This is a genomic window from Streptomyces incanus, assembly GCF_042656345.1.
GTDB classification, from domain to species: Bacteria; Actinomycetota; Actinomycetes; order Streptomycetales; family Streptomycetaceae; genus Streptomyces; species Streptomyces incanus.
Genome location: NZ_JBHSPC010000091.1, coordinates 1 through 22,337 on the forward strand (window position 1 = coordinate 1; position 22,337 = coordinate 22,337).

General features: G+C 69.4%; 16 protein-coding genes and 2 pseudogenes. 12 read left to right on the forward strand and 6 right to left on the reverse strand.

Annotated elements, in window-relative coordinates; translation table 11 throughout:
- Nucleotides 1-60: 60 nt before the first annotated feature.
- A pseudogene (locus ACFP2V_RS26995) lies at nt 61-576 on the reverse strand (helix-turn-helix domain-containing protein); the annotation flags it as partial.
- A gap of 444 nt (nt 577-1,020) precedes the next feature.
- Here ACFP2V_RS26995 and ACFP2V_RS27000 point away from each other — a divergent pair.
- Nucleotides 1,021-1,800 (forward strand): hypothetical protein, encoded by a 780-nt coding sequence (locus ACFP2V_RS27000; RefSeq protein WP_381217738.1) that lies wholly within the window; start codon nt 1,021-1,023, stop codon nt 1,798-1,800.
- Nucleotides 1,801-2,088: 288 nt separating this feature from the next.
- The gene (locus ACFP2V_RS27005) at nt 2,089-2,604 is read left to right on the forward strand and encodes a hypothetical protein (protein WP_381217740.1); all 516 of its coding nucleotides are present in this window, start codon (nt 2,089-2,091) and stop codon (nt 2,602-2,604) included.
- 248 nt (nt 2,605-2,852) lie between these two features.
- Here the strand turns inward: ACFP2V_RS27005 and ACFP2V_RS27010 are convergent, their stop codons facing one another.
- Entirely contained in the window at nt 2,853-4,382 is a 1,530-nt protein-coding gene (locus ACFP2V_RS27010; protein ID WP_381217742.1) for a hypothetical protein, read from the reverse strand.
- 592 nt (nt 4,383-4,974) lie between these two features.
- On the opposite strand from ACFP2V_RS27010, the gene ACFP2V_RS27015 reads away from it, so the two are divergent.
- Together ACFP2V_RS27015 and ACFP2V_RS27020 are read left to right on the forward strand one after the other, a co-directional pair.
- On the forward strand, nt 4,975-5,739 hold the full coding sequence (locus tag ACFP2V_RS27015; protein ID WP_381217744.1) for a hypothetical protein: 765 nt from the start codon (nt 4,975-4,977) through the stop codon (nt 5,737-5,739).
- A 720-nt stretch (nt 5,740-6,459) separates the two neighbouring features.
- Entirely contained in the window at nt 6,460-7,596 is a 1,137-nt protein-coding gene (locus ACFP2V_RS27020) for a hypothetical protein (protein WP_381217746.1), read from the forward strand.
- Nucleotides 7,597-8,209: 613 nt separating this feature from the next.
- On the opposite strand, the gene ACFP2V_RS27025 is transcribed toward ACFP2V_RS27020, so the two are convergent.
- Nucleotides 8,210-8,941, reverse strand: coding sequence for a hypothetical protein (locus tag ACFP2V_RS27025; RefSeq protein ID WP_381217748.1), 732 nt, complete (start codon nt 8,939-8,941; stop codon nt 8,210-8,212).
- 58 nt (nt 8,942-8,999) lie between these two features.
- Between ACFP2V_RS27025 and ACFP2V_RS27030 the strand changes: the two genes are divergently transcribed.
- On the forward strand, nt 9,000-11,018 hold the full coding sequence (locus tag ACFP2V_RS27030; RefSeq protein ID WP_381217750.1) for a UvrD-helicase domain-containing protein: 2,019 nt from the start codon (nt 9,000-9,002) through the stop codon (nt 11,016-11,018).
- A 24-nt stretch (nt 11,019-11,042) separates the two neighbouring features.
- On the opposite strand, the gene ACFP2V_RS27035 is transcribed toward ACFP2V_RS27030, so the two are convergent.
- Nucleotides 11,043-11,987, reverse strand: a complete 945-nt coding sequence (locus tag ACFP2V_RS27035) for a serine/threonine-protein kinase (RefSeq protein WP_381217752.1) — start codon at nt 11,985-11,987, stop codon at nt 11,043-11,045.
- Nucleotides 11,988-12,769: 782 nt separating this feature from the next.
- Nucleotides 12,770-14,062 (reverse strand): TerD family protein, encoded by a 1,293-nt coding sequence (locus ACFP2V_RS27040; protein ID WP_381217754.1) that lies wholly within the window; start codon nt 14,060-14,062, stop codon nt 12,770-12,772.
- 6 nt (nt 14,063-14,068) lie between these two features.
- Between ACFP2V_RS27040 and ACFP2V_RS27045 the strand changes: the two genes are divergently transcribed.
- Both ACFP2V_RS27045 and ACFP2V_RS27050 read left to right on the forward strand, forming a co-directional pair.
- Nucleotides 14,069-14,392, forward strand: coding sequence for a hypothetical protein (locus ACFP2V_RS27045; RefSeq protein ID WP_381217756.1), 324 nt, complete (start codon nt 14,069-14,071; stop codon nt 14,390-14,392).
- 285 nt (nt 14,393-14,677) lie between these two features.
- A pseudogene (locus tag ACFP2V_RS27050) lies at nt 14,678-14,842 on the forward strand (class I SAM-dependent methyltransferase); the annotation flags it as partial.
- 90 nt (nt 14,843-14,932) lie between these two features.
- On the opposite strand, the gene ACFP2V_RS27055 reads toward ACFP2V_RS27050, so the two are convergent.
- Entirely contained in the window at nt 14,933-17,545 is a 2,613-nt protein-coding gene (locus ACFP2V_RS27055; protein WP_381217758.1) for an ADP-ribosylglycohydrolase family protein, read from the reverse strand.
- A 114-nt stretch (nt 17,546-17,659) separates the two neighbouring features.
- On the opposite strand from ACFP2V_RS27055, the gene ACFP2V_RS27060 reads away from it, so the two are divergent.
- The 5 genes from ACFP2V_RS27060 to brxC all read left to right on the forward strand — a co-directional run bounded on the left by ACFP2V_RS27060 (nt 17,660) and on the right by brxC (nt 22,303).
- Nucleotides 17,660-18,073, forward strand: coding sequence for a hypothetical protein (locus ACFP2V_RS27060; protein ID WP_381217760.1), 414 nt, complete (start codon nt 17,660-17,662; stop codon nt 18,071-18,073).
- A 662-nt stretch (nt 18,074-18,735) separates the two neighbouring features.
- On the forward strand, nt 18,736-18,936 hold the full coding sequence (locus ACFP2V_RS27065; RefSeq protein WP_381217762.1) for a helix-turn-helix domain-containing protein: 201 nt from the start codon (nt 18,736-18,738) through the stop codon (nt 18,934-18,936).
- 88 nt (nt 18,937-19,024) lie between these two features.
- Nucleotides 19,025-19,654 (forward strand): DUF1819 family protein, encoded by a 630-nt coding sequence (locus ACFP2V_RS27070; RefSeq protein WP_381217764.1) that lies wholly within the window; start codon nt 19,025-19,027, stop codon nt 19,652-19,654.
- Nucleotides 19,651-20,250 carry a DUF1788 domain-containing protein gene (locus ACFP2V_RS27075; protein WP_381217766.1) on the forward strand — a complete coding sequence of 200 codons (600 nt, stop codon included), beginning with the start codon at nt 19,651-19,653 and terminating at the stop codon, nt 20,248-20,250. The genes ACFP2V_RS27070 and ACFP2V_RS27075 overlap by 4 nt, the downstream gene beginning before the upstream one ends.
- 4 nt (nt 20,251-20,254) lie before the next feature.
- A complete protein-coding gene (gene brxC / locus ACFP2V_RS27080; RefSeq protein ID WP_381217768.1) occupies nt 20,255-22,303 on the forward strand; it encodes a BREX system P-loop protein BrxC in 2,049 nt (682 codons plus the stop codon).
- Nucleotides 22,304-22,337: the final 34 nt, after the last annotated feature.

Genomic DNA, 22,337 nt, shown 5'->3' on the forward strand with positions numbered 1-22,337 from the left:
CACGACCCGCCGACAGAGCACCAGCGGACGACTCAACACCCGCTAACTGAACGGCATTGCACCAAGAGGCCTCCGCAGCACGTGCTCCTCGATGACGAAGCTGATGGTGGGAAGGGGCTGCCGGTCGTAGATCATCTGGCGTGCGAGACGGGAGCCCACCCGCTGGTTGACGATCTCCGCGTCCATCAGCGGCAGCCACATCTCACAGACCGCCCGCGCGTACTCCTCCGTCTGCAACAGACCGGGTACAGCCTTGCTGGCGTACACATGCAGCTCAACCGCCTCCGCCTCCAGCTTCGCCGCATCCCGGAAGAACGCCGGATACCGCGCCCGCGCCACCTCCTCCTTCATCACCGTCAGCAGACCGCCGGCCTCCAGGACCGCGTCCGCCCGCTCGATGAACTCCGACTTCGGGATGCGCCGCCCCAGCTCCACCGACGCGACCATGTCCTCGCCGTAACTGAGCTTCGCACCCAGCTCCGCCCGCGTCAGCCCCCGGCTCGTCCGCAGCAGCCGCAACTGCTGCCCGAAACACCGCAGGATGCCCGTCTCGCCCTCACCGTGAGCCGTAGCCACCGGTGACCTCACCTCACCCACCCGCACAGTGGCGCGCGCCCCACGTCCCGCCGCAGGCACCACACCTGGCCGTCACTCACAGCTCACTGTAAAGACACGCACCGTGGCTTTCGCGCCACTTGGGCCCGCTTCCCCCCGTACCGGGGACGAGCCCTCGCCCTCTCCCCGTACGGCCCCCGTCTGTACATCGGGGAAGGCGTACCGCTCTCCACCGAGTCGTCGTTCCCGTTCGTACGGAGGGAGAACGGGTGCAGCCGGACGGGGGATGCAGGTGCCACGGTACGAGGGCGTGCGGGAGGCGGCTGATCATCGGCCCGGCCGTCGGGATGTGCCCGTCGGGCCCTTGACCGGGTGCCGTTTCGACGGAGGATGGGGGAAGAGAGCGGGTCTGCGTGGTGAAGTGTGGGCCTCTGATGACTCCGACAGCAGGGAGCGTTTCTTCCGATGCCCGCGCAGCCCGCACGCCCTGAGCGCAGCGGTCCTGAGACCGCCTCGGTCATGGATGTCTCGCCGTTCAAGCCTTCTCTCGTCAAAGCGGTGTTCAGGGACGTGACCCAGATGCACGTCTCCCGGTCGGCCGCGTGGGCCGCCGCGTCGGTGACACGGACAGTGCTGACGGGGATCATCGACGGCGCGAGGAGAGCGGCGGCGGAGGAGGCCCGGAGGAAGCTGATTCCCGGGGACCTTCTCTCGGCGATCGACCGGAACGTCGAGCTCGAGGTGGGGAGCGAGTGGTACGACCACAGCCCGACGTTTCGAGGCCTGACCGGTGTCCTGTACGACGCCGAGGGGGTCATCGTGCCTTCTCGTAAGCGCAGCGGGTCGCGCAGACCGAGTGCTGTGGTCGGCGCCCACAGGTTCGAGGCCGGGGTCAGGAAGCTGCTGCGGAGTCAGGGGGTGACGGCCGTCCCGGCGATGGTCCGCGACCTGGACGGAATCGCGAGCGTGTTCCTGACGGACCTCGCCCGGGACGCGGCCATGGTCGTCCGCGAGGGCGGGGTCAAACGTTTCGGCACGGTCACCCTGGCGATGTCGGGCGAACCGGCCCCACCCCCGTTCCTCAAGGATCCCCTCCGGGCCCTGTCCACCCGCAGGGGGGACGGGCGGACCATCGGCAGGGATGACATCCTGGCCGCCACCACGATTCAGCTGTTCGGCGGCAACCTCAGGCAGCGAGCCCTCACCGAAGCACGCGAGGCGACACAGAACACTTCGGCCGGCTGAGCGGGTACGACCCACATCGCCGCCCGCACCCTCATCCGCTACCGCAGACTCGCCCCATGAAATGGCCGCCAAGGGCTGCCCCGCACCTGTTGGTCACGCGTGGGACGAGCCCACACGGCTCAGTCGCCACCGGGCACTTGGCTCCTCGGCCGTATACATCCCAGCTGACGCGGAGGCCTGCACGCCGCCTCCGGGTAATGCGCAGGCGTCCCGCCCCGTGCCTGTCCTATCCTGACCGCTGCCGTCCATGCCGGGACCGGCTCGACGGGGGGCGGCGGAGTGCCGGACGTGTACGAGATCATGCTGGACGCTGAGCTGAGCAAGGCGTTCGACGTGTGGTCCGGCTATCTGGACGCCCGGACCGGCGAAGACCCCCAGGCCCGTGCACGACTGCGTTCCACCTTGCGATCGGCCCGCGAGGCGGCTGCCGCGGACGATCCGGAGTCCGCACGCGCCTTGGTGGCGGAGATGTACGACGCCGCGCGAGAAGCCGGCCTTCCCTGGGCTCCCGTGCTGCCTGGTCCCTGTGCGGCGGACCGGCAGGCGCGCGACTACGCCAAGGACGAACTGCGGGAGGTGCTGCCGGTGCACCTGCGTGAAGAACTCGACAGCATCGCGATCTACCTGAGCGTCACGGGCCGCCGCCTCCGGACCGCCCCCGGCCTGGACACCGCCACCCGCCAAGACATCCTCTACATCACGGCCCGCGCCGGCATGGCCCTCGACCTCGCCCAGCCGACAGCAGCACGACGGGAACTCGAACGCCTCAAAGGAATCGCGCGACGCTGTGGCGTGGAGCCCTGAGAGCCGAGCGACAACGGCCACGAGCTTTCCCCGGCTGCCACAACCGAAGCCGCTCGGAGATCATTCACCGAACAGCCCTCGGGCAGCAGGACCGGCATCGCAGGGCGCCGACTGCGATCACACGGGGTACGAGCAAGCGGCCGGGGGCCGCACCCCGCGCTGGGGGTGCGGCCCTCGGTGCGTGTGGTGAGGAGACTGCTTCGGCAGCCACTGCTTCCTGGCGGACCGGCCGCCCGCCGTGCCCCTCCTCAGTCGGCCTCCCGCACGCGGGCAGCGGTCCGCTCGGCGAGCTCGCGGACGCCCTTGGCGGCGTTCTCCGAGAGCTCGCCGAGTACGGCGTCGGCGGCGGTGAGGAGGGCACGGGCCTCCTCGGGGCGGCCCGCGTCGGCCAGGGCGAGGGTGAGCCGGTAGTGCTCCTCGGCGATGAAACGGCCGAGGTTGACCTGCTGCCAATAACGCAGTGAGTCGTCGCCCGGGGTGGCCAGGGCGACGCGCACGGCGGCCAGGCTGTCCGCCGCCTGCGGCAGCCGGCCCGCCTCCCGCTCCAGGCGGGCCAGGGTGTGCCGGGCCGACGCCCGGTCCCATGCCGTCTCCTGAAGGGCGGCGTACAGGCGCTGGGCGCGCAGCGCCTGGGGAAGGTCGCCGAGTTGCTCGAAGTCCCGGGCGAGCCCGCTCAGCGGAGCCGTGGCCAGGGTGCGGGGCGCATCGGGGCGGCGGAGTCTGCTCTGGTCCATGAAAAGGGTGTCGAGTTCGCGGATCAGCGTCACCCGCGCGAGGTCCGTCATCCCCTGGTCCCGCGCCAGGTCGGTCCATGTGGAGACCGGCTCGTCCGACGGGTCCGTCCCGAACATCGACTCGTCGAGCTCCCGCGCCCACTGTCGCAACTCGTCCGCGCTCGCACCCGGTTCCGGCATCCCGCCCAGGCCGCACGCCGTGTCGAAGTCCGTCTCCCGGACCTCGAGCAGCAGCGGCAGATCTCCGGTGTCCCCGCGCAGCCCCACCAGCACGGCCGCGAGCCGCAGTTCGTCCGTCATCGACGACCGTGTCTCGTGCCGCAGCAGATGCCGCAGCAGCTCCGGATCGCCCTCGGCGCGGTCGAACTGCGCGGCCCGCAGGGTGATCCGGCGCCGGACCGGGTCCTCGGCGACTTCACGCCACGCCGTGCGGTCGCCCTCCCGCAGGCGGGCGAGATCGGCGCGGCCCGCCGCGAGCACGGTCTCCCACAGCGGGGGACCGTCCGGGCCCAACCGGTCGTAGGCGCACCCCTCGTCCGCGTCGAGCAGGACGAAGTCCGGCTCGGTGCGCAGCAGGGCGGCACGCAGTCTGCCCACCAGCTCGACCGGGGAGCGTTCCGGGAAGCCCAGCGCCGCACGGAGTTCGGCCCGCTCCTCGTCGATTCCGTGGTGGTGCTCACGGATCTCGTCCTCGGTCCGCGCGACGCACGCCAGGATCTCCTCCTCGCCGTCGTCCGGCGACAGACGTGTGCAGTCGCGCCAGCCGGGCAGGCCGATCACGAGCTCCAGGGTCTCGTCGACGCTGGAGCCGATGATCCCCGCGGCGCCCTCCGAGTCGGCGTAGAGCACCGAGCCGTCCGCGCACACGAAGTACGTGCCGCCGGTGTCGTCCCCGGCCACCGTCTCCAGCGGCCCGCCCGAGGCGAGGCGGACCTCCTCGACATGGCCGTGGGCGGCGCGGTCCAGGTCGAAGTCGACGGGGTGGGCGGCCAGTTCGGCCAGGCGGCGGTCCTGCCGCAGCAGCCGTAGCGCGTGATCGGTCATGTCGCGGAAAGTAGCATCGTCCGGGACCGGCACCGCCTTCACGGCGAGCGCATCCACGCCTGTCGGCCGATCTCGGGTCGAGTGCCATCCGGACAAGGGGGGACGGTGTGCACAGCGGCCTGCGATCGTGTGCCCTGGTGCACGAAGTGGTTCGCGAGCTACGCACCCGGCGCGTGCTGGCGCTCCCCCGTGCCCGCCTGCATCGCCCGGAAGTGTCCGGGGACGTCGTCGGCCATGCCGTAGGCATGCTGGAGCCGGGCCCAGGGCACGCCGCGATGCCATCCGCACCAACCCCTGTACACCCGTCGCCCCTCAGTGACGGTCCGATGAACTCCCGTTCGAAATCGGGCAGTTCATGGTGACGTATCACAACACGGTGATCCACCCACGCTGCTCCATTCGAAGATCCTGCCCAGGGGGTCGGTGCTTCGCCCGCCGCCCCGCCGCACCGACCTCTCCGCCTCGCGGAAGGCGGGGTTCGTCTGATGCCCCATCGTGATCCGCGGGTGTACAACCCCGTGTGGATGCCGGCTGTCTGTAAGGCGCTGGAGGGATGAGCCTCCGGTGCCTTTCCGTACAGATTGGGGACCAGGTGGGGAAGCAGGTCTGGAGAGTCGTCGTGGCCGGTGGTGCGGCGGCGGCGTTCACGGCCGTGGCCGCGGTGCCGGCCGGGGCGGCCGAGGGTGGGGTCTCGTTCACCCGTGTCCAGGTGAACGGCGGCAAGCCGATCGTGATCGGGGTTTCGGGGGAGGTCGCGGCGCCCGCCTCCTTCCGGATGGCGACCACTCACAAGTGGAAGTGGCCGGCGGTGTTCCTGTACCGCAAGGGTTCGGGTGACCGGCTGTGGCACGCCATCGAGACGAGCGACTGCATCAAGGTGAGCTCGGGCGTCTGCGACTTCAACGAGACGATGTACTTCGACCCGAGCGTGTGGGACATGCACAACAGCGAGGCCGGGGCCTGGAAGGTCGGGGCCGAGGTGTACTTCAAAGGCGGCGGTGGTGACGTCGACGCCAAGGGTCTGACGGTCCACGTCAAGCGCGACTCCCGCCTGACCGTCAACGCCTCGCCCGAACCGGTGTCCAAGGGCAAGACCATCACCGTGACCGGAAAGGTCACCCGGGCCAACTGGGAGACCAGGAAGTACGCCTCCTACGGAGGCCGCCGGGTGACCCTGCAGTTCAAGCCTGCCGGCACCACCTCCTACACCACGGTGAAGAAGGTGTACGCGAACGGCTCGGGCAACCTCAGGACGACCGTGAAGGCATCCAAGACGGGTACGTGGCGGTGGGTGTACTACGGCAACACCACCACCGGATCGTCGAAGTCGTCCGGGGACCACGTCGTGGTGAAGTGATGTCCGCGGTGCCGGCGGGCTGGTGGGGGCCGCGTCGGCTGTAACGGCTGCGACGGTCAAGGCGTCGGGTCCGCCGCGATCGGGCGGGCCCGACGCCTTGCGTCCTGGCCGACCGCGAGCGTCCGTGCACGGGCCTCAGTGCGACGTGAGCCGGCGCGCCGTGCGGACCATGAGGCCGGTCACCGCTCCGGTGGGCGGGGCCGGACCTCGATGAGGCGGACGAGGACCATGGTCCTCAAGGCCGTCCCGCCGTACAGGGTCGGACGTGTTCGACCTCGTGGGTGTACCGGCGGAGCCGGGCTGGTGAGCTCGGACGACCGTGGAATCGACCGTCCGGAGCGTCATGGCCTCCCTGCGGTTCGATGTCCGATCAGGCGATGCGGGCCCGGCGCCCACGCGCCATACCCGATGGCAGCGGCGCCGTGGTCGACTGACGAAGTCCGCGATGCCCCCGGCAGTTCCCGCAACATCGAGCGCTTCGGCGACGGCGGTACCGAGCACGCACGCGTGCCTGCCCTCGCGTTTGCGACGCCCACCTGTACCCGCGCCCCCGTCTCCCAACCCGGCTCCGGTCGCGTGACGAGACGTTAAAGTTGCGCCTCAAGGGGAGGACGTCGAGCGGCCGTTGTACCGCTCGCCGAAACAACGCGCGGAGAAACGGCAGCCGGGGCCCGGGCCCCGCAGTTCGGCGACCGCGGAACAGTCTGGGGGAAACGCGCCATGACGGACGCGCCGACGCACGCTGCCGACACCGACACGGACGAAACCGGCGACGCCGCCGACCGGAAGGTCGTCGAGCAGGAGCAGGCCGAGATCAAGGACTTCGTCAAGGGCCTGAGCGCGGACGACATCAAGTCGGGCAACTGGTTCACCAAGCTCGCCGCTCACGCCATGAACGCGTACACCGAGAAGGTCGACTGGCAGTACTTCCAGGACCGGTACGCGGGTGTGCCCGCGGACGCCATCGTGGATCAGCGGATCAAGATGGCGGCCCGGTACGCAGCTCTCGAAGGCGGGCTCTCCGCCGGGGCGTACACGGCGACCGTCGCCGCCACCATCGGGAGCCTCGGGGGTGCGTCACCGGTGACCGTCCCCGCGGCCGTGGCGACCGTGATGGTGGACGTCGCGTTCGTCACCCAGCTCCAGCTTCGCCTGGCCTACGACATCTCCGTCCTCTACCGGGTCCCGATCGACGTGCACGACCCCGAGGACCTGTGGAAGCTCATCCGCGTGGCCCTCACCGTCAAGAGCGGGGAAGCGGCCAACAAGACCGTGTCCAAAGCGATCCCCGCCTTGGTGCGACCGCTGGTCAAGCGCTTCTACTCGAACACGGTGCTCACCGCCGGGAAGGCGCTCCCCGTCGTCGGGAAGCACCTCCTGCAGCGCAACGTCATCAAGATCGGCATCCCCCTGGTCGGCGTCCCCCTCGCCGTCCTGCTGAACCGCTACACGACCCTGCTCGCCGGCCGGCACGCGCGGGCCGTCTTCCGGAACGAGGCGCGGGTGATCGAGCTCGCCGAGGGGATGAGCCGGAGCAGCCGGCACCCGCAGTTGATGCTGTGGGTCGCGTGGCTCGTCATCAGGGCGAACGCGAAGGCCAAGATCGCGGATGACGAGGCGCTGCTGATGCGGCACCTGGTGAGGCTGGTCCGGGAGCGGCACGGGGTGGTCGACGAGCAGTTCGCGCACGTCGTCGACATCGACCCGGCCGAGGTGTGGAGGCGCGTGGACGCCGAGCCGGGCGATCTCGATGACATCCTCGACGCGGCGGAGCGCGTGGCCACCGTGGACGGTGACGTCAACTCCCGTGAGAAGGCGGTCCTCGCCGAGCTTCGGGGGCGGTGCCACCGGGGCTGACCCCGTCGTGCGGCAGCGCTCGCACGCCACTCCCCCGCCGTAGCCCGACACCCGTGTACAACGCACGGCCGTACAGGCGTCGCTCCTGGTGACACGCCCAGCCCGGCCGCAACGCTGGCCGCATGCACACCACGCTCTCCCCTCTCCCCGGCCCCACGGGGACCAGTGAGTTCGCGATGTCGTTCACGTCGACCCCACGGGGCGCCCGACTGGCGCGGCTGTTCGTCGCGCACTGCCTGGACTCCTGGGGCCACCCCTACGACAGCCACGTCAACGAGACACTGAGTCTGATCACCGCCGTGCTGTGCGCCAACGCGGTACAGCACGGGCGGATCCCCGGCCGGGACTTACACGTCCGGCCGGCCGCCGAGGCGGACGACGGGCGGCTGCGTGTGGAGGTCTCGGACACCCGCGCACCACACCCGCCCGCCCTCACCGACCACCGCGGCAGCCTCGGCAAGACGGTGTGGACGGTGGTGGACGCCCCGCCGAACGGTCACCGCACCGGCGCTCTTGCCCAGGCACCCGCCGCACTCGACCGCACTCCCGCCGGGAGCCTCGTACATCGCGCCTCTACGGCCGCCACCCGATCAGGAGGGCAGGCTGAAGGAGCTCACCGCACGCTGCTGCGGGCCACGTCCTGGAGTCGCTCGGTGTCCGCCGGTTCCCGCGTGCCGTCGTGCGTCAGCAGGATGCCGTCGCCTGTGCTGTCCGCGCGCCAGAGGTCGCCGTGCCGGTTCTCCCACTCGACGAAACTGCCGGAGGCGTCCTCGAGCAGCCCCAGTTCCCGTTCGAGGGTGGCCAGGGGGGCGAAACCCCGGGCGTCGCCCTTGCTCGCGCTGCCGGTGCGGGTGTTGTCGTAGCGCATCTTGACGAACGGCACGGGGGCGCGGTCCAGCTTGTTCGGCTGGAGCATCTTGCGGAACCGCCCCCAGGCCTCCTCCTCGTTCTCCCGGCCGGAGATCTCACTGGCGTAGGCGGGGAAGACGGCATAAGTGACGGCTGAGAGTTCGGGGTTCTCCGTGGCGTGGTAGCCGTGCACCGCGGCCGTCGCCACGCCCACGGTGTCGAACGCGGACCCGGGATGCCTGAAGCCCCCGATCCCCACCAGGGGCCGCCCCCGTCCGACGAACTCGCCGTCGTGCGCCCTCGCGTGGGCGAGCAGCGCCGTGACGAGTCCCTCGTCGTAGGGGCCCCGCACGTTGACCTGCAGGTTGTGCCGTCCGTCGGTGGAGAGCGCGGCGGTGAAGGTGAACATCGGGTTCGGCGACCAGCGCCACGCCGAGTCCAGGCCGGAGACGGGCGTCGCGCCGGGCATGGCGGGCAGGACGGATGCAGGGTTCATGGGGTGGCTCCTGTGCCGGGGTGGGACCCTAGCTGCATGAGTAGAGGGTGGGGTGGACATGTACGCGCATCTGGACCGGCTCACGTACTCGGTCAACCGCGTCACCGGCGGCATCGAGTACGTGGACCTCCAGGTCGTGCAGGAGGAGGTGCTCGCGCCCGCGGCCCCGCCGGCGCCCGAGCACGCACCTCGCGTCGAGCCGGTGGAAACCGCCGCCCCGGCCGTCGAGCCGACCGCCGCGGCGCCGCTGTTCGGGAAGTGGTCGGAGCAGGAGCTCACCGACCTGGGTGTGGCCGCGTCCCTCGTCCCGGTGGTCGCCGCGCTGACCACCGAGGACCAGCTCCTCGGCCTCGTCGAGTACGCGCCGCAGCTCACCGGCGAGGTGCTGCTGGCGCTGTACGACGGCAAGGCGTACGACGACGTCCTGGAGCAGGTCACCGCACCCGTGGCGGTGCCCGACCCCGTGGACCCCGAGGACTTCCGGGCCGCCGTCGAGCGTCCCGCGACCATCGTCACCACGACCGACGACGCGCTGCGCGAGGCGCTGGAGGGCGAGGACTTCGGGCGCTGGAAGGTGTTCCTGCACCCCACCCAGGCCAAGCTGGTCACGCGGGACTACAGCGGTCCGGCACGCGTGGGCGGCGGGCCCGGCACCGGCAAGACGATCGTGGCACTGCACCGGGTCAAGCACCTGGTGGAGCGGCTCCCGGCCGGCCGGACCAAGCCGGTCCTGCTGACCACGTACAACAAGAACCTCGCGGCGGACCTGCGTTCACGGCTGCTCGCCCTGGGCGGCGAGGCGCTGCTGTCACGCGTCGAGATCAGCCACGTCGACCAGCTCGCGCTGCGCACCGTCCGGGAGGCGGAACCGGGCAACCGCAAGCGGATCGTCGACGAGGCGCAGGCCGTCCGCGAATGGCGCTCGCTCCTCGACGAGCTCGGCGAGGACGGCTGGGACGCGGAGTTCCTGCACGACGAGTGGACGCAGGTGATCCTCGGCCAGGCGGTGACCTCCCGCACGGACTACTTCCGTGCCCGCCGCGCCGGACGCGGGCGCACCGTCACCCGTGCCGAGCGCGCCGAGATCTGGCAGCTCGCCGAGCGGTTCACCCAGCGCCTGGACCGGCTCGGGGTCCAGACGTGGGACCAGATCGCGGAGCGGGCGGCCCAGTTGGAGGTGGCACGCGCCCGGCGCATCCAGGACATCGACCGCCGCCGGGAGGAGGCGGGCGGCCTCGACAACGTCCACGTGGCCGACGGTTCGGGGGGCTGGCTGCGCTACCGGTATCGGCACATCGTCGTCGACGAGGCCCAGGACCTGCGGCCCGCGCACTGGAAGATGCTGCGCGCGATGACCGCCCCGGACCGCAACGACCTCTTCCTGGTCGGTGACACCCACCAGCGCATCTACAAGAACCAGGTGACCCTCGGCAGTCTCGGCATCAACATCCGCGGCCGGTCCTCGAAGCTGTCGCTGAGCTACCGCACTACCCGGCAGATCCTGCGCTCGGCGCTGAACGTGCTCGGCGACGAGAAGTACGACGACCTCGACGGCAGCGCCGAGACGCTGGCCGGGTACCGGTCCGTGCTCAGCGGCGGCGTACCGGACCTGCACCGGCTGGCCGACTGGGCGGACGAGCGGGAGGCGATCGCCGCGCTGATCGAGTCGTGGGGGGAGGTGCCGCACGAGCAGATCGCTATCGCCGTGCCGACCAACGACATGGCGCGGGAGGTCGCGTACACGCTGAGGGAGCACGGCATCATGGCGCTGGAGATCGGCCCGGACGGGCCCCTCGGCGACAGCGGCGTCCACATCGGCACGATGTTCCGGTTCAAGGGGCTGGAGTACCGGCGGATGATCCTGGCCGGGGTGACCGACGGGCTGGTGCCGCGCGCCGGCGTCCAGCAGCGGCGCACCGCGGACCCGGCGCGCCACCGCACGGAGATGCAGCGCGCCAGGTCCCTGCTGTTCGTGGCCGCCACACGCGCCCGGGACAGCCTGGACGTCTTCTGGCACGGGGAGGCGAGCCCGTTCCTGAAGGAGCTGATCGAGGTGCGGCCGCCGGCCGCGGCGTGACCCGGCCCGCGGTGGCGGCCCCGGCTAACGGGGCATGACCGGCCCCTGCGGCACGAGGAACGGCCGCCGGGGGTCCTCCGGCGGCATCCTGCGGTTCGCGAACGCCGGGTCGGGGGCCGGCAGGTACGGGACGAGCGACGCGTACACGTCCGCCGCACCGCCGGGACGGTCCTCGGGGCTCTTGGCGAGCAGTGCGTGCGTCAGGTCCTGGAGCGCCGCCGGGGCGTCGACACCGTGGTCGGTGAAGCGGGGCGGGGGCGCGGTGAGGTGCCGGGTCACCAGCTCGGCGGGACCGGGGCCGTCGAAAGGGGGTCGGCCGGTGAGCATGTGGTGCAGCAGGCACCCCACCGCGTACAGGTCGCTGCGGCCGTCCAGCGCCCTGTCCCCGGCGAGGAGTTCGGGCGAGGCGTAGGCGACGTTGCCGAGCGTCTCTCCGGTCATGGTCAGCTGCGGGTCGGCGTCCGAGAGGACCTTCACGAGACCGAAGTCGAGGATCTTCACCAGACCGCTGGTGCGCACCATGACGTTCTGCGGCTTGAGATCGCGGTGGACGAGGCCGGCCGCGTGCGCGGCGGAGAGCCCGGAGCACAGTTGCGCGGCCACGGAGACCGCGGTGGGCACCGGCAGACGTCCGTCGTCGGCGCCGTCGATCACGTTGTCGAGGGTCGTCCCGTCGACGAGCTGCATCACCAGGCAGCAGACGTCCTCCGTCACGGCCGCGTCGTACACGGTGGTGACGTTGGCGTGGTCCAGACGGGCGGCGGTCTTCGCCTCCCTCTCGAAGCGCGCCAGGGCGGTGCGGCGCCAGTCCGGCAGGGCCAGCAGGTCGGCGGCCACGGTCTTGACCGCCACGGGGCGCTCCAGATACACGTCCGTCCCCTCCCAGACGTGCCCCATCGCCCCTCTGCCCAGAATCCGGTCCAGCCGGTACCTGCCGCGCAGTACCCTGCCCGCAGCGAACTGCTCCACGTGCACTTCCTCCAGTGAGCCCCAGCGGTGTGTCGGTGCGCGAACCACCCGGCCAAAAGCCCGGCGTCGACAGCCCGCGCGGAAGAAGTCAACCAGCCCCGTGCGCAGCCCGGAAAACCCCGAGGAGCACGGAGTCCCGCACGAACCCCACGAACATGACCTGAGGTCGGCGAACGCGAGCACAAGGAAGGGTTTGACAGTACTTTCACCCCCATGGGGAGGTGTAGCCGCTTCAGCTCGTGAAGGGGGTGTGTTCAGCGAGTGGTGCAACTCGCTGAACACACCCCCTCCAAGACATCACGCATCACCCTCGGTGACGCAAAAGCAATCGAGGGCCTCGACCTGAACGGTCGAGACCCTCGATTGCCTACAGTCGATCGATGTGGGTCGTTCACGAGTTCCCTTGACCAGGCACAACAGAGCCAATTGATGTTGAGGTTCCCGCGAGTCGCAAGATCACTTCCCGAGTGTATGCACATGCAATTTATTGATGGGATGCACCTACGCCCCTAAGGTAGCCCGTCGTACCACTGCCATGCAGACACTCTGCCTGTGTCTCACGGCTCGCACGAGTACGGATAGCAGATGGAAGGACGTCGGCCTGGAAGCCCTGGAGCGACGCCTCGGCAGCAGCCCGAGCGAGACCGACAACGCCCAGGCCCTGCCTCCGTCGTTTCGGTGGCGGGCTTTCTGCTGCCCGGCATGATGCGGTACCCCCCTGGGTAATCGTGACGACCCCCCTGGCCGGCACGGAGCACCGTCCCCCTTGGGGCCGGGGGTAGTCATTCCACGTGCACGCCGTGGGCTCGGGCGAGTCCGTCGAGGCCGTCGGCCCAACCTTGGCCGACCGCGCGTAGCTTCCATGTGGGCTGGCCGTTGGTGGTGTGCCGGTACAGCTCCGCGATGACCATGGCGCGGATGTCGGGGTCGGAGGGCGGCTGGAATGTCCAGGCAGCACCGCTGGCGCAGTCGAAGTAGAGCGAGGCATGGGTGAGGGAGCCGCAGGTGAGGCCGGTATCGACATCCATGTTGATCGCGATCGTGAGGCGCTGGATGTGAGCGGGCAGGGCTGCGAGGTGGACGGCTGCGCGTTCGACGGTGTGCTGGCCCTCGACCTGCTTGCCGAGGAGGCGAGCCGCGCCCTGGGCGGCGGAGGGCTGGTTGTAGAAGACGAAGTCCTCGTCGCCGGTCACCCGGCTCTCACTGTCGGTCAGGAAGAGGGTGAGATCCGCGTCGGCGCCGGCGAAGGTGAAGGCGATGAGCAGCCCTTGCCAGGCTTCTTCTGGCAGCGTCAGGGTCTGTCCTGGGACGAGCGCAGTCGCAGGGCTGGGACCCGGCGCCGTGGGGGCGGGCGGTTGCGCTGGAGCGGACTGGCTCTTCCACTCGGCGAAGGGGCGGATCCGGTAGGGATCTTGCTGAGCGTGGTGTGCGGCAGGAACGTGGGTGCGAAGGCCTCCGTCCAGGTCGGCCAGGGTCATATCGCCGGACCCGGCGTCGTCCTGGGCGTGGTCGAGAAGACTCTGCAGTCCAGGCAGCCGGCTGGTGTCCAGGGGCTTGATGGTGCTGGACAGGTTGCCGGAAGCCGTTGTGGTCACCGAGCAGGCGACGTCCTGGCCGATATCGAGGAACCTCAGCGCGTCTCCCGTCTCCCGCCACGGGCCGGCTTCAACGACCTGACGCGTCCAGCGGCCGTAGGCCACGAAGCCGAGTCGTTGGGTGTCCGGCAGGCGCGTGAGCACGGCCAGATCAATGGCGGTGATCCCCGGCGCGGTGGCAAAGCCTTCCTTGAGCGTGGCGATGATGTTCGACCCCATGGAGGTGAGCCACCACAGGGTGCGGTCCCGCTTGCTGAGCGTTTTGAGGGTGGGGCGACCGCTGGAAGTGACTCCGGGCGTCTGGTCGGGCAGCGAGTCGATGTCCTGGTGTCGCATGACGACGGACAGGACAGAGCCGTCGACTCCTACTGCGCACCCCGCGGCGGGGTTGTCGGCGAAGGCGTAGTTGACCACCTCACAGACGGTCTCCTCGTCGTTCGCGATGAGGGACTGCCACCACTGATTGGCCTCACCGGTCAATTGGCCATGGACAGCGTGCAGGCGAGCCTGTTCGGCGGCCAGGTAGTTCGGCGCGTCTTCCTCCGCCCTTCTCTTCGCTGCCGACCGGTCGGCGCGGGCGAATACACCCAGCCCCACGAGGTGGTGAGCCTGGGCTTCCGCCAGGGCCCAGGGCATGCCGAGCTGAGGCGGTTCCGGAACCACCGGTGGCTGGAACGGAGGGAAGGACTGCAGGTGAACGCTGGTCGTCTGCCGTCGCAGCTCCTGCAACTGGGCGATCGCGGCATCGCGCTCCGCCTCCTGCTGAGCCCGCTCGGCTTGCCGGCGAGCACGGTCCAGCTGTGCCGCTGAGGGGGCGACGGCCCGGGAACGCGTGGCGCGACTCGTGCTGGTGCGGCGGCGCCCTCCGCTCAGCGAGCTGGAGGCGTAGAACGGGCCCAGCCCGGACGAAATCCGGGTGCCTCCGCTGCCCATGCTGATGCGTGCCGCCCGGGGCCCTACGGAAGTCCGCACCCCCCGGGTCGAGACCCGCACGCTCAGTCCCGGCACACCAACGCGAAAGCCGAACCCCATGGCCCCTCCCCTTGCTTCCGAGAGGAGGAGTCTGTCACCCCTGCCGAGATGCCGACACATGGACATCCGCACTGGCACTGCCTGGACATCGGCGCCGGCACCGGCACCATGGCCCGCCTCCTGCTGAGTCGAGCCAACGTCGCGGACGTACTCGCCGTCGACCGCAACGTGCGCTTTCTCACCGACCACCCCGTCCCGGGCCTCACCGCCCTGGAGGCGGACATCACCGGCGCGCACACTTTCGCCACGCCGGTCACCGAGATCGACGAGTGGGGAGTCGGTGACGCGGTCGACGTCCGCGAGACAGGAGCCGGCGGGTCACCAGCCGGGGTAGCGGTTCCACCAGTGCCGGTCCCAGCCGCTGGTGTACTCGGTGCCGCCCGGCCGGTCGGTGAGCTGGGCGACGAGGTCGCGAGCCAGGGTGTCGAGGACCCAGGCCAGTTCGTGGCGGCTCACCAGGTCGATGGGCAGCGCCTCGGCGCCGTGCACCGCTCCGAGCAGCGCACCGGTCACGCAGGCGACCGAGTCGCCGTCGGGCGCCTCGGCGGCGAAGCGCAGTGCGGCACCGAGGTCGGCGCGGTCGGGGAAGGAAGCGGCGACATACAGGCCGCCGAGGAGTGCCGACGGCGCGGTGGCGTCCGGAGCGAGCCGTGCGAGCCGTCGGGCGTCCGCGGGATGGTCCTGGCCCTGACGGAGTGCTGCCGTGAGTTGGCTGTGCTCGGTGTCAGTGAGGTCCTCGTCGAGGGAGGGCAGGGCGGACAGCCCCGCCTGCAGGGTGTCCTGGACCCGTTCGCCGGTAAGACAGTGGCTCAGGAGCGCGGTCGCGTGGGCTGCTGCGGACTGCGCGGCTCTGTCGCCGTGGGTGAGCGCGGCGATCTCGCGGGCCTGTCGGACCCAGTACCTCGGGTCTCTCCCGGCGACGGCTACGGCGAGTGGGAGGGTGCGGGTGAGTGCATGGCAGCCGCGGCTGGTCGTCGTCGGCCTGTCCATGGTGCCCTGCTCGATCTTGGACAGGGCGGCCACGGTTGCCGGTGCGGAACCACGCCGTTCGGCCAGCACGGGCACCTGGGCGAGCCAGCCGTCCGGCGTGTTGTTTTCCCATGCCCAGCGCCGCGCCTCGATCCCCTGCAGGGCGGCCCACCGGCAGTAGGCGTGCCACACCACCGATGGGGGATGGCAGATGCCCTTGTGGTCGCCGCGCACGAACGCGCGGATCGTTCCCTCGGCGGTGAAGCAGGCCAACTGGGTGCTGACCCGGGCCTGCAGCGGGCCGTCGGCCAGCAGCTTGCCCCGGGCAGCGCCCAACGTGTCGCCCAGCGCCAGGCCGAGCAGCATCCCGCGCGCCCGGGACGCCGCCTCCTTCTCCTTCAGGAACTGCCTGCGCTGCTTCTGCTCGGCATCGTCGCCCGGCCCCGGCTCCTCCAGCAGCTGCTCCAGTTCATACACCGCGTCATACATCTCGGGGTGCGCCTCGAGATGCCAGCCGCCGGTCAGCGCCCGGCGCAGGTCCTTCAGCGCGGTATTGGGGTCGGCGCCGGTCGCCAGGTGGCTGTAGATCGCGGCGACGGCCGGGGTGCGGCTCTGCCCGGCAAAACAGTGGAGCAGGACCCGCTTGTCCTCCTGACGCAGCAGCTGCACCTGGCGGGCGGCCTGGTCCAGAACGTAGTGGAGGTTGGCGTTTTCTCCCTGGCTGTCCACCAGCCAGACCCGGACGTGCTCGACGTCAGCACCGGGCAGGATCGGGTCCGTACCGACCCGGCAGAGCGAGACCACGGCGTCGACGGGGACCGGCTCACCAGCCTGGGTCAGGGCCAGGTTGCCCAGAATCACCCCGGGGTCGTGCGGGTGGGGTATGGCGAAGCTGCGGTGGTTGCCGACGGCCATGCGCGGCGCCGAGGGCCAGCCCTGGGCGTCATCGATCCCGCCTCGGGCGGTGAGCACCGCGAGGCGGACCAGGTCGGCCCCGCTGAGGCCGGGCCAGCCGTGGACGGCCTGCTGCCAGGCCAGCGGGATGCCGGAGCAGCCCCACCGCGCGCCGAGCAGGGCGCCCGCGATCGCCGCGACGGTGTCGGTATCCGTCCCGGCCCGCACCGCCGCCTCCAAGGCGAGGCGTAGGTGCTGGGCGGGGAAGCTGCCCTCGGCAGGGCTCAACTCGGGCACGGCGGTGCGGGTGATCGCCGACCAGGCGGCCTGGAGCGCGTGAACGACCCAGCCGTTGTTGCCGAAGTGGTGCGGCGCCTTGTCCTCCGCCTCATCGAGCCGCTCGGCCCACATCGCCCGGCGCTCCGCGGGTATCAGGTCCAAACCGGCGCGCACGCCGTCGAACGTGCCCTCAAGTACCGCGGTGCGGATGCCGGAGCACCACAGCACGCAGGCGTCGGCGCAGTCCGGATCCGGGTGGGTGAGCGCACTGACGGCGATGGCGGCCTCGGCCATCGCCGCGACGTCGCCCAGGTGGGTCAGGGCGACGATCCCGGTGCGCATCAGCGAGCCATTCCCGGCGGCGCGATCGGTGCCGGCGGTGAAGCTGCGGGCGGCATCCAGCAGCGCCGCGCCCGGCGCACCGCCGGCCCGGCCGGCGGTGCCCAGGACGGTGCGGGTCTGCGAGCCGACGTCACTGGCGCCGCCGCTCAGCCAGCCCTGGAAGTTGGCGGCGATCGCGTCAAGGGCCTCCGGGGTGCGCAGGTCCGCCCCGGTGGCCGCGACCTGGGCGATACACACCTGCATCTGGGTGTCGTCGGAGTACTCGCCGGGCTCGTACGGTCCCAGGCCGCCGCCGATCATCCGCGGCTGCTGGTCCTCGCGCAGCCGCGTCTGGAACTCGTAGGGCACGCCCAACGCGTCGCCCACGGCCGCGCCGAGCAGCACGCCGGCGGCCCGGTCAGTGCCCCGCGCGTCCAAGGCAAACTGCGGGGTACGGGCTTGGGCCATGGAGTCTCCATAAGGTGCGGCGGCGCGCGCAGGCGGGCCGAGCGGTGGCGTGCGGGCAGCGATCCCAGGCGCAAGCAGCCTGCGTGGAGCAGCCGCGACGAGAGGCCGAAAGGGTTGTCTCAGCGACAGTTTGATGTTGAGTCAGCTTGGCACGGCACCCCATTTATCGTCAATAAGACAATACGAAGTACTTGCCGAGGCAATCGCCGACAACGCCCCTGGGAGCCCGACACCGAGGCGACCATCCAGGCCGCAGCCGCAGCCGACGTTGGCAACGCCGACCAGCCCGAGCCCGAGCCGCAGGCCGCCGCCGATGAGCCCGCGCCCGCACCGCAGGCCTCGGCCGACGAGCTCGCCGCCAAGCGGATCCGCCGCCCCAAGGTCGACTCCGCGGCCGCCGACAAGCCCAAGCCGCGCCCGGCCCGCAAGTGCACCGCCGCCAAGCCCGCCGCCGCCAAGGCCACCGACATCGAGCCGACGCCGCGCCCCGCCCGCAAGCGCACTCCCGCCAAGCCTGCCACCTCCTGACCCCACCTCCACACCGGGCCGCCCACCCCACCAGGTGGGCGGCCCGGCCCATAGCCGGAAGGCAGACACGCCATGGAACGAGATGCACGACCCCGACATGCGTGTTCAGGCAGCGCGACTGGAGGCGCTTCTTCGGTCGGCGTACGAGTCGTGCCAATCAGCACCAGCGGACTTCTCGGCGCCCTTCCTTGCGCCAAAGGAGACGGGTTCTGATCCGTTCCTGAAAGTCGTTGCTCGCAACGTCGGGGGCCGGAACAACGCCAGCGGGCAGCGGAGGTTTCAGCCAAACGCAGGTCATTCGTCGCGGACGGACCTCGCACGACAGGGCGCCTGACCACAGAACGCCGTGTAGCCCGCGCCAGCAGCGGCGGATAGGTCCGGCTTGCACACGGTCTTCGTGACCAGCATCGAGCTGCACAGACACTTCATCGGCGGCCCGGGCCCTTTCGCCGCTTCCTTCAGGTGGGCTCTGGGTCGACATCGTCGCCAACCGGGAGTGAAGCTTCCATACCCCACCTCGCCCGGTACTGGACCAGGAAAGGCGCCGAGCAGCGTGGCATAGTCCGGCTACACCCGGCTAAACCGGGTATAGACCGCCGCAGGCACCGGTAGGGTAGGCAGGCCCGATGTGCTCACGCTGACTGTCGACCGGAGGTTCCACCGTGGCTGAACCGTGGCTGTCCGCCGACGACATCGCCGCCCACCTCGGCATCACGAAAGACACGGTCTATGGGTGGATCGCGGAGAAGGGCATGCCAGCCCACAAGCTCGGACGCCTCTGGAAATTCCAGACCAGTGAAATCGATGAGTGGGTGCGCAGCGGCGGTGCCGCGTCATCGAGCGACCACGCAGGATCGGGCTGACCTGAGGGTTCGCCCACTGACACGAGGGAGGTGTCGGTGGGTCGCCCTATCCTGATCGACTTGCCTGATTCCCGAAAGGAGGTGCCTCGTGGCGGAAGGGACCGCCCCTGCGTCGCGCTATGCGCTCTCGTTCACCAGCGGTGCCCTTCTCATGCGCGAGGCTCTCATCGCCGCGCCGCTGTACCTGCGCGAGCACGACTGGTCGAAGGTGCGCGCGGTGATCGAGCAGGACAACCTGCTGCAGGCTCGCACGGTCGCGTCGGGGCGACGCTTCGCCCGCGAGGTCACCCAGCGGCTCGCCGTGCTCACCGACGACGAGATCGAACTGCTCATCGACGCGACGGCCCCCGAGCGCGGACACCTGTTGTGGGCGGCTGCCTGCCGTCGCTATGACCTGATCGGCGAGTTCGCCGAGGAGGTGGTGCGCGAGCGGTTCCTCCTGCTGACATCGACGCTCACGTACGAGGACTACGACAGCTTCGTGCGCGGCAAGGCTCTGTGGCATACCGAGCTGGCTGAGGTCAAGGACTCGACGCTGCGCAGGCTGCGCTCGAACGTGTTTCGGATGCTTAACGAGGCCGGCCTGCTCTCCGACCGCGGACACCTGCTCCAAGCCGTGCTATCGCAGCGGGTCGCTAGCACCTTGTGCACGCGCACGCCGAGCGATCTGCGGTTCTTCCCGACCAATGATCACGCTACAAGGAGGGCTGAGCGGTGACGCCGACCGAGCTGTCCAAGCAGGAAGAGCATCTGTTTCAGGTACTCAGCGGCAAGCGGTTCCTCCAGATGGAGGGCCTGAGCAACGAGGTGCCGTTCTTCATCTACCCCTACGACCCCGAAGACGCCCTCATGGTCGCGGGGGCCAGGAAGCGCATCAAGAACCGACTGGCCAACAAGGGAATCGAGGTCCGTGAGATCAATCTCTACGACCTCTCGGTGGAGATGCTCAAAGAGCGCGGAGTCTGGGATCGCCTGCTCGCCCTCGAACCGGAGCAGGACAAAGCCGACTTCCGCGAGTTGCTTCAAGGGATGCTCGACCCGCAGGACCACATCTCGCCTGCGATCCGCGCCAAGCTCGCCGAGGGCAACTTCGACATCTTCTTCCTCACCGGTATCGGCGAAGTCTTCCCGTACATCCGCTCGCACAACGTGCTGAACAACTTGCAAAGCGTCGTGACGGGCAAGCCGATGCTCTTGTTCTTCCCCGGCCGCTACGAGCAGTCCGACACGTTGGGGTCGTCGCTCGTACTGTTCGGGCGACTCAAGGACGACCAGTACTACCGAGCCAAGAACATCCTGGACCAGGAGGCGTGACCCGATGCAGCTGAACGCGATCTTCGCCAAGGACGTCCAGCGTCCGATCGAGGGCGTCATCAAGGCTGACGACACCGCGCACCTGGGCACTGAGGTCGACGAGTACGTCCTGACCAACGAGGCAGCCAAGGGCCTCGAACTCCTGCTTGAGGCGTACACGAACTACACCAACGCGAACGGTGTGTGGATCTCGGGCTTCTTCGGCTCCGGTAAGTCCCACTTGCTCAAGATGCTCGCCCACCTGCTCGGCGACGTGGAAGGGCAGGCGTTTCCGCGCGAGCGCGTGTCCGAGAGCTTCCGGTCGAAGGCGCAGGGCGCCTTCCTCCCGGCCTTGTTGACCAAGGCCGACCGTATCCCCGCCAAGAGCCTGCTGTTCAACATCGACCAGAAGGCGACGCTCATCACGAAAGATCAGGGCGACGCGCTGTTGAAGGTGTTCGTCAAGGTCTTCGATGAGAGCTGTGGCTACTACGGCAACCAGGGCCACGTAGCGCGATTCGAGCGGGACCTGGACAACCGTGGCCAGTACGAGGCGTTCAAGGCTGCGTACGCGCAGATCGCGGGACGCGACTGGACGCATGGCCGTGAGGAGGGCGTGCTCGAAGAGGCCAATGTGGCCAAGGCGTACGCCGAAGTCAGCGGCCAGACCGAGGGGACGCCGACCAACATCCTGACGAAGTACCGCACCGAGTACGCGGTGTCGATCGAAGACTTCGCCAACGAGGTCAAGGCATGGGTCGACAGGCAGGACGAGGGCTTCCGGCTGAACTTCTTCGTGGACGAGGTCGGCCAGTTCATCGGGTCCAACACGCACCTGATGCTGAACCTCCAGACGATCGCCGAGTCGCTGAACACCAAGTGCCAGGGGCGAGCGTGGGTGTTCGTCACCTCCCAGGAGGACATGGACAAGGTCGTCGGTGACCGCACCAAGCAGCAGGGCAACGACTTCTCCAAGATCCAGGCGCGATTCAGGACGCGAGTGAAACTCACTAGCGCCGATGTTGAGGAGGTCATCCGCAAGCGTCTTCTGGAGAAGAACGAGGCAGGCGAGACCGCCCTGGCGAAGATCTACGCTGAGCAGCACGCGAACTTCAAGACGCTGTTCGACTTCGTTGACGGCGCGAAGACTTACCGTAATTACACCGACGAGGCGCACTTCGTCGGCACGTACCCATTTGTCAGCTACCAGTTCCCGCTCTTCCAGGCGGCGATAGAGGGCATCTCGGACCACAACGTGTTCGAGGGCCGCAACAGCTCGGTCGGTGAGCGCTCCATGCTCGGCGTCGTGCAGCAGGTCGCCAAGGACGTCGGCGATGTCGAGGTCGGCAGACTCGCAACCTTCGACCACATGTTCGCGGGTATCCGCGCCTCGCTGAAGTCCGCCGCGCAGCGCTCGATCGACGTCGCCGAGCGCAACCTCCCCAACGAGCTTGCTGTGCGCCTGCTCAAGGCGCTGTTCCTGGTCAAGTACGTCGAGGGCTTCCGCGCGACTCCGCGCAACCTGACCGTGCTGGTCTACGACCGGTTCGGGCTTGACTTGCCCGCGCTGTCCAAGCAGGTACAGGAGGCCCTGACGCTGCTGGAGACGCAGACGTACGTGCAGCGCAACGGCAACGTCTACGTGTACCTGACCAATGAAGAAAAGGGCATCGAGGAAGAGATCAAGAACGTCGACATCGACGCCTCCGAGGTCAGCAGTCGCCTGTTCAAGATACTCACGGGCGAGGTCATCCGCACCAACAAGCTGCGGTACGCCAAGAATGGTCAGGACTTCGCGTTCGGCTACAAGCTCGATGACCAGGTGTATGGACAGCAGCGCGAGCTGACAGTTCACTTCATCACCCCGGAGTACCCGTTCGGCCCCGAAGAGACCCGGATGCACAGCGCCGGCAAAGACGAGTTGCGCGTCATTCTGGAACCCGACGAGCGCGCCCTGTCCGACCTGCGGCTGCTCATCAAGACCGAGAAGTACACCAAGCGCAAGCAGACGACCTCGCTCTCGGCGATCGAGGATCAGATTCTTCGCTCTACTGAATCCTTCGCTTCGGTTTGACATCGGCTGGTCGAGTGCTATCCCGGTGGTATGA